Source organism: Alcanivorax sp. MD8A (assembly GCF_002888555.1).
Taxonomy (GTDB): domain Bacteria; phylum Pseudomonadota; class Gammaproteobacteria; order Pseudomonadales; family Alcanivoracaceae; genus Alcanivorax.
Window position 1 is genome coordinate 1 of record NZ_AQOQ01000018.1, and the last position, 13548, is coordinate 13548.

At 59.8% G+C, this 13548-nt stretch carries 8 protein-coding genes; 2 read left to right on the plus strand and 6 right to left on the minus strand.

The features are described 5' to 3' along the window. The 3 genes from A15D_RS10630 to A15D_RS10640 form a co-directional block, all read right to left on the minus strand. Positions 1–5921: non-ribosomal peptide synthetase (locus tag A15D_RS10630; RefSeq protein WP_146026871.1), on the minus strand; the 5921-nt coding region annotated here is incomplete at its 3' end. Between the two features lie 32 nt (positions 5922–5953). Further along, complete coding sequence (locus A15D_RS10635) at positions 5954–6157, minus strand: MbtH family protein (RefSeq protein ID WP_022983689.1); 204 nt, start codon at positions 6155–6157, stop codon at positions 5954–5956. A 69-nt stretch (positions 6158–6226) separates the two neighbouring features. Continuing rightward, positions 6227–7885 (minus strand): multidrug ABC transporter permease/ATP-binding protein, encoded by a 1659-nt coding sequence (locus tag A15D_RS10640; protein WP_102791911.1) that lies wholly within the window; start codon positions 7883–7885, stop codon positions 6227–6229. Between the two features lie 228 nt (positions 7886–8113). On the opposite strand from A15D_RS10640, the gene A15D_RS10645 reads away from it, so the two are divergent. Together A15D_RS10645 and A15D_RS10650 are read left to right on the plus strand one after the other, a co-directional pair. Beyond that, positions 8114–8725: a TetR/AcrR family transcriptional regulator gene (locus A15D_RS10645; RefSeq protein WP_102791912.1), complete on the plus strand. Its 612-nt coding sequence runs from the start codon at positions 8114–8116 to the stop codon at positions 8723–8725. Positions 8726–8829: 104 nt separating this feature from the next. Next, positions 8830–9465: an endonuclease gene (locus tag A15D_RS10650; protein WP_102791913.1), complete on the plus strand. Its 636-nt coding sequence runs from the start codon at positions 8830–8832 to the stop codon at positions 9463–9465. A 185-nt stretch (positions 9466–9650) separates the two neighbouring features. On the opposite strand, the gene A15D_RS10655 is transcribed toward A15D_RS10650, so the two are convergent. The 3 genes from A15D_RS10655 to A15D_RS10665 all read right to left on the minus strand — a co-directional run bounded on the left by A15D_RS10655 (position 9651) and on the right by A15D_RS10665 (position 13500). Continuing rightward, positions 9651–11426 (minus strand): acyl-CoA dehydrogenase C-terminal domain-containing protein, encoded by a 1776-nt coding sequence (locus A15D_RS10655; protein ID WP_102791914.1) that lies wholly within the window; start codon positions 11424–11426, stop codon positions 9651–9653. Positions 11427–11549: 123 nt separating this feature from the next. Beyond that, on the minus strand, positions 11550–11915 hold the full coding sequence (locus A15D_RS10660; protein WP_102791915.1) for a YbaN family protein: 366 nt from the start codon (positions 11913–11915) through the stop codon (positions 11550–11552). 97 nt (positions 11916–12012) lie between these two features. Beyond that, complete coding sequence (locus tag A15D_RS10665) at positions 12013–13500, minus strand: DUF945 family protein (RefSeq protein WP_158245801.1); 1488 nt, start codon at positions 13498–13500, stop codon at positions 12013–12015. Positions 13501–13548 lie beyond the last annotated feature (48 nt).

Below are 13548 nucleotides of genomic sequence, written 5' to 3' on the forward strand. Positions count from 1 at the left end.
CCGCGCAACGCCGCCTGCTGCGAGAACAGTGTCGGGAAACTCTGGGCCACATAAGCCCCTTCGCCTTCGCCCCACTGCTGCAGGATCGCCTCATCGCCGCCCAGCGCATCCAGCGTCGCCAGCAGCGCGGTCTCTTCGCCGCCCTGTTCCGCCAGCATCAGCAGGGTATCGCGGAACTGGCGAGCGAGTCGGTCCACCAACGGGATCGGCAAAGCCGCCGTGTCATGGGCAAACAACATATCCAGTTGATCGCCCGGCAAGACCGCCACGGTGAGCGGGTAATGGGTAAACTCGTGACTTCGTGGCGTCCCCAGAGTCAGGGTCTGTTGCCCGGAGCCCAGCAAGCTCTCATCCAGCGGATAGTTTTCAAACACCAGCAAGGTATCGAACAAACTCTCCCCGCCCCAACCGGCGTCCTGCTGTACATCGAACAGCGGTGCGTGGCCGTGTTCACGCAGGGCCGCATTGTCGGCCTGCAACGCCGCCAGCCAGGACGCCAGCGGCTGGTCGCCCGCCAGGGACACCGTCATCGGCAGGGTGTTGATAAACAGACCGAGCATGGCATCGCTGCCGGCCAGATCCGCCGGCCGACCGGCCACGGTATTGCCAAACACCACTCGCTGCTGCCCGGTAAAGCGTCCCAGCACCCGGGCCCAGGCAGCCTGTACCAGGGTGTTGATTGTCAGTCCCTGATCACGGGCGGCCTGCCGCAACCGGTCGCTGGTGGCGGCATCAAACGTGATCGGATGACGACGGAACTCGCCCTTCTCCGACGTCCCCACCGCATCCACCAACCGGGTAGGCGCCTGCACCGGGGCCAGATAGTCTTGCCAGAACGCCTGAGTGGCCGCCCGGTCCTGGCGGTGCAACCAATGCAGGTAATCCACGTATTGCAGAGGCGCCGGCGGCAACGGCATCTGGTGATACAGCGCCAGCAACTCGGTGAGCATGACGCCGGTGCTCCAGCCATCCATCAGCAGGTGATGCAGGGTCAGCACGGATTCCCAGTGATCATCCCCCAGCTGCAGCAAGTCCACCCGCCACAACGGTGCGGCTTCCAGATCGAAGCCTTCACTCAATCTCTGCTCACAGAAACGGGCAGGAGCATCATCACCGGCATCCCGCAGATCGGTTTCCTGCCAGCACAGCGATACTTGCTGCGCAGACCAGACCGCTTGATGGCGCTCCCCGGCGCAGGCATGCGCCGGCAGCAGTCCGGTTCGCAGCACGTCGTGTCGCTCCAGCATGGCCTGCCAGGCCTGTCGGAAACGGCGGGGGTTTAGCCCGGTCACCGGCAAGACCAGCTGGTTAACATAGGTGCGACTGCTGGCACTGAGCTGGGAATGAAACCACAATCCCGCCTGCAGGGGGGACAACGGCAACACCTGCTCGGGCCGTGCCGGCAAGGCATCCAGTTCCGCCTGGCTCAACATCGACAGCGGCACATCGGATGGCGTCAGCACCGGTTCGTGCTGCTCACAGTGCCGGGCCAGTTGCTCGCACTGCTGCAGCCATTGCTGCACGAGTGCCTCACCCTGTTCACGGCTCAGACGCACGCCGTCGGTCTCAATGCGCAGCCGCAATTGGCCTTCCCGTTGCTCGGCATTAATGGCGAGGGCAGCATCTGCCGGGGCATCGGCTTCTTGCCAAAGCCCTGCCTCTGTCACCGAGACACCGGGCAGCCCCTCGTGCCGGAACTGGCCGAGGTAGTTGAACAACACATCGCGAGGCCGGTCACCGGCCGCCGTGGAGAGCTCACCGCGTTGCTGCAAGATCCCGAATCCCAAACCACCATGGGCGGCACAACGCAGTTGTTCTTTCTGACAACGCAGGGTTTCTGCCAGAGAACCCTGACGATCAAGACGCTGGGGATAGAGGCTGGTAAACCAGCCTACGGTACGGCTCAGATCGAGTTCAGCCACATCGCCGGCACGGCCATGACTTTCACGATAAATACAGACCTGATCCGTGGCCGCAAAATCACACAGGGCATTGGCCAGCCCCATCAACAAAAATTCTTCCAGATTCAGCCGGGCATGCCGTTCGGCCTGCTGCTGCCAGCGAGCCAAGGTAGACGTCTCGATCTGGATGTCCCACTGGCTGGCCGCTTGCGGCTTTTCCTGTAGCCCGCGTTGAGGCGTAAACAGCGACGGCATGGCCATTGTCTGCTGCCAGAGATCCTGCTCCTGTGTGGCCACAGGAACCAAGGTGTCATCCAGGGCATTGCGCCAGTCGAGCACGCTGTGGGTCTTGCGCGGCAGACTGGCCGACCCGCCCTGACCGTACTGCTGGTAGGCAGAGAACAGGTCCTCCAGCAGAATGCGCCAGGACACACCATCCACCGCCAGATGGTGAATCGTCAGCAATAGCTGCGGCGGTTCGCCCTCCACGCCCTCCACATAGAGCGCCTGTAACAGCTTGCCCGTCGCCGGATCCAGTGAACGCTGCAGTGCGTCTTTGGACTGTTCCAGCTCGGCATAGGTAGCGGGTGCGCAGCGCTGCAGCAACGCATGCGACGCTGACGGCATGGCCTGTGCCTGGGCCGGGTTCTCGGTGGAAAACCGCAAACGCAGGGCATCATGGTGTTGCACCAGCAATTGCAGAGCGCTCTCCAGTGCATCGAGCTGGAACGGCTGCGCCAACGACAACTGCAGGTACTGGTTGCAGGCGGCCAATCCTTGCTGCTCGATAAACTGTTGCTGGATGGGTAACAGCCCAACCGGGCCGTCCAGCGCTTGCTGACTGGCCGTGTTGACCGTTACCGCGCCGGCCACCGCCGCCAGCGCGCGCAGCGTGGGCTTTTCAAAAAGGTGTTTCGGGGTAAGCGCCAAGCCTTGCTGGCGCGCCCGGCTGACCACCTGCAAGGCCAGAATGGAATCGCCGCCCAGGGCAAAAAAGTGATCGTCGCGACTGACCGATTCCATCCCCAGCAAGTCCTGCCAGATTGTGGCCAGCGTTTGTTCGTTATCCGTCTGCGGCGCCTCACCGGTAGTGCGCGCATGCCACTGCGGTGCCGGCAGCGCCTTGCGATCCACCTTGCCTGCGGGGGTCAGGGGCAGGGCTTCCAGTTGCATCAGCTGGCTGGGGACCATGTAGTCCGGCAGGGAGTGGGACAATTCTGCAAGGATGGCACCGGTATCGATTCGCGCGTCTTCTGTATGACGTGACACGACATAGCCCACCAGTCGATCACCGGTGGGAGAAGGTTGTGCGACCACCGCGGCGTCGCGGATCGAGTCAAAGGCCAGCAGACGACTTTCGATTTCACCGAGCTCAATGCGGAAGCCACGGATTTTGACCTGCTGATCCACCCGGCCAAGATATTCCATGACTCCGTCGTCGCGGAATGTCACCAGGTCGCCAGTACGATACATTCGCTCACCGGGCTCACCGAAGGGGTCGGGAAGAAAACGCTCTGCGGTCAGGTCTGCGCGACCATGATAACCACGGGCCAGACCCAGTTCGTTACCGATGTACAGCTCGCCCGCCACTCCCGGCGGGACACGATTCAGGGAAGCATCCAGCACATACAGTTTGCGCGGCCCCACGGCGGTACCGATGGGCGCGTAGGCACTGGTTAAGGTGTCCCCTGCATAGGCATCCCACAACAGCGGGGTAATGACGGTTTCGGTAGGACCGTATCCATTGAGAATACGCCGGGGCTGAAGCACCTGCTGCATGCGCTCGAAGGTTTCGCGGGTAAACGCTTCACCGCCCAGGGTCCAGGAGCGAACCCTGAGTGCGGGTTTTTCTTGCTCGATCCAGTCCAGCAGCGGGCCCACATAACTGGGCGGGAAACAGGCGATGGTGACGCCTTCTTGTTGCAGCACCTCGCAGCATTTTTCCGCGCTCCATAATGCCTGGTCGCGAATCACCACCCGGGAGCCAAACGCCAGCGGTACGCTCCAGCGCTCCACCGCACCATCGAAACTGATGGAGGCGAATTGCAGCTCCACATCCTCCGGCGTCATGCCGTAACGCTTGCCGATGGTTTGCACATGCATGGACAAGCCACCATGGGTCAGCGCCACACCTTTGGGCTTGCCGGTGGAGCCGGAGGTGTAGATCACGTAGGCCAGTTGGTCCGGGTGCACGTTGACACCCACAGGCTCGGTGGAAAATCCCTGCAGTGACAGGGAATCCAGCGGCACTTTTTTCAGCCCCGGGACATCCGGCAAGGCACTGACCAGTCCCGAGGCCGTCAACAACCACCGGGCACCACTGTCTTCCAGCATGTAGTGAAGTCGCTCCGACGGATAAGCCGGGTCCAGTGGCAGGAATGCCGCTCCGGCTTTCATGACGGCCAGGAATGCCTCGATCATGGCGATGCCACGTTCGAAGGAAACCGCGATCACCTCATCCGCCGTCACCCCCTGCTGCAGAAGATACTGGGCCAACTGATTGGAGCGGGCGTCCAGCTGGGCAAAGGTGCAGCGATGATCGCCGTGCACCAGCGCAACGGCCTCTTGCTGACGTTGCGCCTGGGCAGCGAACAGCGCGGGATAGCTCTGCCATTGCCAATCGTCCTGCCCCTGTTGCTGCCACTGCTGCAAGCGCGCCAGATCGGCAGGCGGCAGCACATCGCTCTCGGCCAGGGTCAGCTCACTGTTGTGTAGCCACTGTTGCAGCAGCCCCACAAACGCCTCGCGCAGGTAGCGGGCAAAGTCATCACTGAGCACCCCCTCGCCATGCACCAGCCGCAGGCCCAGTCCGCCATCGGTATCTGGCCAGGCATCCAGCACCAGATCAAAGGGGGTTTCCGTGACCGGCACGTCCTCCGCCGTCACGGTGAGATTGCCCAGGTCGAGCTTCATGCCCTTGCCCTGTTGGCGATAATTGAATGCCACCTGGAACAAGGGATGACTACCCTGATCGCGGGAACGGCACAGGGCATCCACCACCCGGTCGAAGGGCAAGTCGCGATGTTGTTTGGCTCCGTCCAGGGCGGCATGAATCTGCGCAACCCAGTCGCGCACTGCCATCCCCGGCTGCACCCGGCCCTGAATGACCAGATTGTTGACGAAGAAACCAATCAGAAACTGGTTGCTACCCTTGCGGTTGGCACTGGGTACCCCCACCCGCACTTGCTGCTGCCCTGACACCCGGGCAAGCAAATACTGAAAGGCCGCCAGCAGCACGGTGAAACGGCTGACACCCAGCTGCGTGGCCAACTGTTTAAGCTCGCGGTTGTCCTCGGCACTGAGCGAAAAGTCATTGCAGCAAGCAGGGTGTGAGGCGCCGGCGTCCTGCTTCAGGCGCGGCAATGCCAGGGGCTCCCCTTCGTGTTCCAGGGTATCGGTCCAGTAGCTCAGCTGGCTGGCGGCCGACTCCCCCTTTAACCACTGCGCTTCGTTTTCTGCCCATTCCACATACTGTTTTTTGAGTGGCGGCACCGCCGGCTGAACACCGGAACGAAACGCGCTGTAGGAAAACAGGAACTCCTGCAAGAACACTCCCAGCGACCATGCATCGCCAATGATGTGATGCATGGACACCAGAATCGCATGTCGGGTAGCCGACAATCGCACCAGACGGAAGCGAGCGGGGCTTTCCGCTTCCAGATCAAAGGGCCGGGCATTGAGCTGACGAGCCTCCTGATAGGCTCGCGCCAGGGGATCGGCGTCGTTACTCAGATCCACCAGCGGTATGTCATCCGGGGAACGCGGCACCGGCCGCTGCCAGGCAACGCCATCGATTTCGGCAAAGCGGGCATTGGTGATCTCTTGCCGTGCCAGGATATAGCGCATGGTGTCCTGCAATGCAGGGACATCGAGCTCGCCATCCAGCCAGACGATACCGCTGATGTTGTAAGCGGTGCTGTCCGGAGACAGTCGGGAAAACAACCAGAGCCGCTGCTGCGAACAGGAAAGCGGAGACCACTGCGGTCCGGGATGGGCAGTGTTATTGGCAGACCCGGTCATGTCAGCTCCTTGCCGAAAGTATCAGAAAAATCTCAGGAGGCCTGAGCGTCACGCAGGCGCTTGGGACGCTGGTCGGTCCAGACGTCGTTGATATGGGCCAGACAATCTGATTTGTTGCCCGTGACCCCCACGGTCTGCCAACCGGCAGGCACAGGGCGGTAGGTAGGCCAGATGCTGTATTGCTCCTGATCGTTGATCACTACCGTAAATTCGGTATCCGGGTTATCAATGCTCATGACATTCCTCGTCGTTGAGACTCAAGGCTGGACGCACCTGCAAAGCCGGAGCGTCCTGACAGGCAGGGTTCAGACCCCTGCCTCGCGAAGGACCTGCACGCTTTGTCGTGCGGTCTGGCCATCCACTTCGGTGAGGCAACCGGCGTCCATTTTCAGCAGCCGGTCTGCGCGATCGAAGTAATGGTCGTCGTGGGTAATGGCGATGATGGTTTTGCCCTGCGATTGCAGTGCGGGTAGCAGCTCGTGATAGAAGAACTGACGAAATTGCGGGTCCTGATCTGCCGCCCACTCATCCAGCAACAGGCAGTCACGTTGCTCCACGGCGGCCATCAGCAGCGCAAGACGTTTGCGCTGCCCTTGAGAGAAACGCACATCCGACAACCGTTGGCCGTCGTGCTCGACCTTGTGATGCATGCCCAGCGTGGCCAGCCACTGATCCACTTCCGTTGCAGGCACATCGCCCCCCGTACCACGCAGCAGTCGGGAAAAGAGATGGAAATCGGTAAACACCGAAGAGAACAACTGCCGATAGGCGACCCGGTTGTCATCGCAGACCGGCACGTCGTCAACAAGGATATCGCCGCTGGCAGGCCGGTAGAGCCCTGTCAGCAGTCGGGCAAAGGTACTCTTGCCACTGCCATTGCCGCCCTGCACAAAAATCAGGTCGCCGCGATGAATCTCCAGATCCAGTGGCCCCACGGCAAAGCCGACGAGCCCATCCTGATCGGGGTATCGATAAGTAATGCCCTGCAACACCAGACGCTGAAAACCGGACAAGTCATCGCCTTCCGGGACAATCGCCTCACCGGCCTCCGCCAGCGCCAGCCCCGCCAGTTTTTTTAATGAGACTCGTGCAGCCAGCAGGGTCGGCAGTGCCGCCACCGCACCAATCAACGGTGTGCGCAGCAGCAGGATGGTGAGCGCAAAAATGGAGGCGGTATCCGCCGGTGCCCAACCCTGGCCCACCGCCAGAAAGAACAGCACACCAATCAGCCCCAGCATCAACACATTGGCCAGGTTGCCCGCGATACCATTGTGGATATCGGCACGGGTCACATTGTCGCGATAGGCCTCGGCATGACCATCAAACTCTTCATCAAAGAAACGGGCCGCACGATGACGATTCAGGGCCAGCTCCTTGCGGCCATCGATCATGGCCTGGTAATCCTGGTAAAGCCGGTCATCGCCTTCGCGTACCTGGCCAACGTGGAAATTGATTCGCCCTACCAGCCAGATTCCCATGCCCGCCGTGAGCAACAGCCAGCCCACCGTGACGCCGAACAAGCCTGGCGACAACCACGCCAGCCAGCCCAGCGCTGCCACGCTCAGGGCGCAGCCATACACCAGCTCGGGAAGATGCACGAACGCGATGGTGAGATTACGCACATCGGTACTCAGCGCGGCAAGCAGCGGTGCCCCACCGACTTTTTCCAGCTGTTCGATATCGGTGGCGAGAACACGGCGCACCAGATCCCGGCGCAGCCCGTAGACCATCCGGTGACCCAGCTTGTGCAGCGTGACCTGTGCGATCGTCGCCGCCGCGAGCAACGCCGCAAGCAAGCCGGAGAACTGCAGTAATACCAGCCCCAGATCCGCCTGCGCCGACAACATCCGCTGCCCGATAAAGGCCAGCACGGCCACGCTCAGCAAGGCGCTGAGCACACTGAAAACAACAACGGCAACGAATGCCGCCTTGCGCCCGGAGAACAACAATCCCAACAAGGTCATGTACCGTCCGCCTCCATGGACAATTGTAAGGGTCGTAAAGAGATGCGAAATGATATTAATTCTTGTTTATATATCAACCCCGAAAACGTGCGGCTTCTCTCGTTTCCTGATGCTTTCATCCAGTTTTCATAATGCGCATGCGCGCTTCTGTCAGGCCGATCTCCATCTGTAGTCATTGCCGGCAAGTGTCTTGCCCAATACCATTTCAGCACGCAACAGGACCCTTTGATGGATACACCACGCACCGAACGCGGCCTGAAACGCCGTCAGGCCTTGCTGGATGCGGCCACCGACATCTTCAGCACCGAAGGTTACACCGGCACGACCCTGGACATGATCATTGCCCGGGCGGGCGGCTCACGCCGCAGCCTGTACCAGTATTTTGGTGACAAAGACGGACTTTTCAGTGCGGTCATGCAACACCATGTCGGCACCATGATGGCGGAACTGGAAGCCACCGGTGTTGAACACCTTCCTGCCAGCGAGGGTTTGCACAGGCTGTCATCCACCTTTGTGAAGCTGATGCTTTCGCCACTCTATCTGGAGCTGTACCGCCAGCTGATTGGCCTTGCCCCCACCTTCCCCGCCCTGGCAGAACAGATTTACGAAGCCGGACCGACGCTTGTGCTGGAAAAACTCCACGACTACCTGCAATGGCTCGTAGATCGAGGAGAACTGCCATCCCATCGGCTTACTCGCCACACAGCCCGCCAATTTCTCGGCATGGTGAAAACCGATTTTCAGATATGTGCGCTACTAGCCCCACATAAACTCCCGGATGCCGATGCCATCGACGCCCATGTCCGCAATTGCATTACGGTTTTGTTGGACAACCGTTAAACCGTTCATTGGCACCGCCTGTCGCTCCGGTATACATTGTAGATATCTGTCACCCTGGCCTTGGGGGCTAAGATGGCGATTAGAAATGTGACAGGATTCACAATATGCGCAAATTATCACTGGTGCTTCTGGCGCTTTTTTTGCCCGTAGGTACCTGCCTTGCTGACGGCATGGAAGAGCTTTTCCTCAAGCAGGTCTATGCCAACGGCGGCAAGACGCTCTACTGTCAGGAAAGCTTTCGGCCCGGGGATCGTATCTCGGTAGAAGAGATCTATGATGAGCGCCGGCTTGCCCAGCATTTTGGTTGCCGCTCCAGCCGTTTGTGCGACAACAACCCGGAGTTTGCGGAAATCCGTCGTGACCGCCATAGCCTGTTCCCGGTTACCCGCAAGGCTGAGCTGGATCGTCGCCGCACCCTGTTCGGAGATTTGCCCGATACCACCGCTGCAGACAGCGAGTGTGGATACCGACAGTCTTTCCAGGTATTTCAGCCACCGCCACACGCCAAAGGGAACGTAGCCCGGGCCATGCTTTATCTTCATGAGCAGTACGACCTGCCGCTACTGGGCACTCTGGAAATGTACCAGCGTTGGAACCGGGAAGACCCGGTCGATGACGAAGAGCGCCGCCGCAACGGAGCCATTGCCGAGGTTCAGGGCAACCGCAATCCCTTTATTGATTCCCCGGACCGGGCCAACAGCATCAAGGGTTCGTCACCTCTGAACATGCAGTTTCCCTAAAAAGAAGCTTCACACATCACGCTGCAGGCAATACGCAAAGGCGACTCACTGCGTAGATTTGAGGGAATGGGTGTGATGGGGTCAGACGTCTGAGCAACCTGTTTTCCCGCCAATCCACGATGAGCCTAAAAAAAAACCGCACCCAAGGGTGCGGTTTTTATAGCGTGCAGCATGAAGCGGCTCTGTCAGAACAGGTCTTCGTCCAGGCTCATCATGGTGTCTGCACCCGTTTTCAGCTGGGCAAACAGGCCCTCTGCCTTGGGCAGCATGCGCTGGAAGTAGTACTTGCCGGTAATGCGCTTGGCTTTCACAAAGTCATCATCACGACCATCGGTTGCCGCCAGCATCTGCGCCCACAGCCAGGCGTAGATCACGTAACCGAAGATATCCAGATATTCCACGGCACCGGCACTGATCGCATCCGGGTTACCGCCGGCCTGGCTCAGCAGCTCATCGGTGGCGCGCTTGAGCAGCGCCAACGCGGCCTTCACCGGCTCCACGTACTCGGCCAGCTGGGCGTTAGAGGCATTGGCATCCACCCACGCCTGGGCATCTGCCAGGAATGCATCAACCGATTTGCCGCCATTGCGAGCGACTTTACGGCCAGCCAAATCCAGCGCCTGAATACCGTTGGTGCCCTCGTAGATCTGGGAAATACGGCAGTCACGTACGAACTGCTCCATACCCCACTCACGGATATAACCGTGGCCGCCGAAAACCTGCTGGCCAGTAATGGTGGTTTCCAGACCCCGGTCAGTGAAGAACGCCTTGGCAATCGGGGTCAGCAGCGCTACCCGGTCTTCAGCTTTCTTCTTGGTGTCCGCATCGTCGCTGAACTTGGACGCATCCAGCTGCATACCGACGTAAGCCGCCAGTGCGCGACCGCCCTCGTTGATGGCACGCATGTTCATCAGCATGCGACGCACATCACCGTGAACGATGATCGGATCCGCCGGCCCTTCCGGGTTCTTGGCACCGGTGGCGCTGCGGCCCTGCAGACGCTCGCGGGCATAATCCACGGCGCTCTGGTAGCTCACTTCACCCAGACCCAGGCCCTGCAGACCGATAGACAGGCGCTCGTAGTTCATCATGGTGAACATGCATGCCAGCCCCTGATTCGGCTCGCCGATGATCCAGCCTTTGGCACTATCGAAATTCATCACACAGGTCGCAGACCCCTTGATGCCCATCTTGTGTTCGATGGAGCCACAGGTCGCGCCATTGCGCTCACCGGGGTTGTTGTCCGCGTCCGGGAGGAATTTGGGCACCAGGAACAGGGAGATCCCCTTGGAGCCTGCCGGTGCGTCCGGCAGCTTGGCCAGCACCAGGTGGATATGGTTGCTGGTCAGGTCGTGCTCACCGCCGGTAATGAAGATCTTGGTACCGGTGATGTTGAAAGAACCGTCGTCGTTGGGCTCTGCCTTGGTACGACCAATACCCAGATCGGTACCGGAGTGCGGCTCGGTCAGGCACATGGTGCCGCTCCATTCACCGCTGTAGAGCTTCGGCAGGTATTGGGCTTTTAGCGCTTCAGAGGCATGGGCATCAATGGCCAGGCAAGCACCACTGGTCAGCGCCGGGTAGAGGGCAAAGGAAGAGTTGGCGCTGTGCATCATTTCTTCGAACAGCACCGCAAGAGATTTTGGCATGCCCTGGCCGCCGAATTCCGGGTTACCGGAGAACGCGGTCCAGCCATTTTCGGCAAAGGTCTTGAAGGCGGCCTTGAACCCTTCCGGGGTAGTCACATCCCCGTCGTTCCACTGACAACCCTGCTCATCGCCTTCACGGTTGAGGGGGAACAACAGACCTTCAGTCATTTTGCCCGCTTCTTCCAGAATGGCGTCGGACAGGTCGCGGGTTACCTCGGCGGTGGCCGGCATGGTTGCCCACTGCTCATCCGCTTTGAACACATCGTTGAGAACAAAACGCATGTCCTCGAGGGGCGCTTTATAGATCGCCATTTGCACATCTCCCGAAAATTGGCAGGGCGCAAATTTTAGGCAGCCAGACGCTTTGGTGACAGGCTTATTTGTGACCCACCGTTCATGCCGGCCCCAACACGCGATGACTGCAAAGTCACCGACCTAATCACGGGGTTCGGGCCGTTTCCATAACCATAGCAGGGTAATACAAAGCATCAGCGGCACCGCAATTTTTACCGCATTATGAGCGCCAGAGAGGGCAATCAGAATCACACTGATCAGCATCATGGTAGACGCCGCACACTTGGCGCGGCGTGACACTGCTCCCTGTTCCCTCCATTGACGGATGGACTGCCCATAGCGCGGGTGGTTCAGCAGCCAGGCTTCAAGCTCTGGCCAGCCACGGGTGCCGGCCCAGGCCGCCACCAGCAGGAACGGCACGGTCGGCAACCCCGGGATGATCACACCGATCATGCCCAGCGCCACAGACAATACCGCTACCGATCGCCACCAAAGAATCCGAACCATTGCCCTGCCCTTCCAAGACTCCTGTCCAGCATGCCGGAAACCGCGCGGGGAAGAAATCACCCCGCACAACGACTTGACCGGTCCTGATGGAGAACCGTCAGTCGATTTCCATCTCCATCAAGGCTTCCTCGTCCATGGACAGGGCATCGCCTTCTGGCGCCGGGTGCAGTTGGTCCAGCAGGGCTTTTACCTCTGTCACTGTCATTGCCTGACCATTGATCAACAGCGTTTCGCCGCGGGCATTGATATCCCCGCGCCAGCGCTCGCCCTCATGGAGAATCAGACCTTGTTCCTCATAGGCATGCAGTGTCTCTACCAGAGGGGGCGGAATCACGGCATCAGCCACGTCCAGATGCACCGTCATATCCAGCATGGCATTTAGCTGCTGTTCATCCAGCAACATGAACTCCTGGAACGGCAGATTCTTGCCTTCCAGGCCCAGATAACGGGCCTTGCTGTCGAAAGAGAACTGACGCTTGCCGTCCAGATCCGCCAGCATTTTCATGCTTATGGTGCTATCACCGGGCTTTAGGAGCTTTTCACTGAGCACACTCATCATGTCATCCATCAGCGACTGCAGGCGGTCGATTTGCTGGTTGATATCCCCTGAGCCTTCGCCACTCATGGCCGACAGGGCCATGGCCGTCTGCACCTCATCCAGTTCCCGGCTGATGCGGTTCAGCCGCACCAGGGCGGCCTTGTCGATGCCCTCGAAATCCATGCCGATATAGGCGCTATCCATGGGTACGGGTAACAGCGGTGCCTGCATATTGTCCAGCCAGATGCCGGTGCTTCCGTTCAGCACCGCGCCCTTGTCCTGACTGTTGGCCTGCAAGATGGCATCAAACGCCAGCAGGGTCAGTTCATTCTGAACATAGCGAAAGCCTTTACTGGTGAAGTTCGCGTTGGTCAACGGGACTTCGTCGTCCAACATGGCCACCACATCCATGGAGCCGGTGAGAGAGTCCAGCGACACCGTGCCCTTGGGAGTTTCCGTGTGAAACCCTTTCACGGTGAAATAGCTGTTCAGCGGATAAGGACTGGCGGAAGGTCGAACCATATCGACCGTAAACTGCTTGAGCTGCAGGTTCCCCATGGGGGACTCTACATCCACTGGCGGAATTTCCAGTGTCGCCGCAAGACTGCCATCAAAACCATAGTAGCTTTTGCCTTCCAGCGGGGAGCGCCCCTTGAAGATCTCATCCAGCATGGCTTTGCCTTGCGGAGGCAAGGTCGACGTATCAAACGCATCACGGGTTGCCGCGAGTCCCAGCGAGACACCATCCTCCGACAGAATCAATGGACCATGGAAAATGGTGCTGGTCATGCACAATGCTCCCGCCAGATCCATGCCGCCCGCCATGGCCGCCAGGTCGCCCTGGATCACCAGGCAGGTATCCGCCTGCGACGAAAACAGGCCACGATCGTAACGCACCACATCCAGCACGATGTCATCACGGCCTGGCAGTAATTCCAGATTGGCCACTTCACTGCGCACCAGTTCTTCTGCGCGCATCCCCACATACCAGGTGGCCCCCAGCCACCCCAGAACCAGCACCAACACCAGTGCCAACAGACCTTTCATGGGCATTCCCCTCTTCCATGTACCCGATCATTTTTTGTGAGCGGTCAC

Excerpts from the sequence above, each read along its gene's own strand:
- A15D_RS10635 (WP_022983689.1), bottom strand. The coding sequence starts at position 6,157 with ATGAGCATTGATAACCCGGATACCGAATTTACGGTAGTGATCAACGAT.
- A15D_RS10640 (WP_102791911.1), bottom strand. The coding sequence starts at position 7,885 with ATGACCTTGTTGGGATTGTTGTTCTCCGGGCGCAAGGCGGCATTCGTT.
- A15D_RS10645 (WP_102791912.1), top strand. The coding sequence starts at position 8,114 with ATGGATACACCACGCACCGAACGCGGCCTGAAACGCCGTCAGGCCTTG.
- A15D_RS10650 (WP_102791913.1), top strand. The coding sequence starts at position 8,830 with ATGCGCAAATTATCACTGGTGCTTCTGGCGCTTTTTTTGCCCGTAGGT.
- A15D_RS10655 (WP_102791914.1), bottom strand. The coding sequence starts at position 11,426 with ATGGCGATCTATAAAGCGCCCCTCGAGGACATGCGTTTTGTTCTCAAC.
- A15D_RS10660 (WP_102791915.1), bottom strand. The coding sequence starts at position 11,915 with ATGGTTCGGATTCTTTGGTGGCGATCGGTAGCGGTATTGTCTGTGGCG.
- A15D_RS10665 (WP_158245801.1), bottom strand. The coding sequence starts at position 13,500 with ATGAAAGGTCTGTTGGCACTGGTGTTGGTGCTGGTTCTGGGGTGGCTG.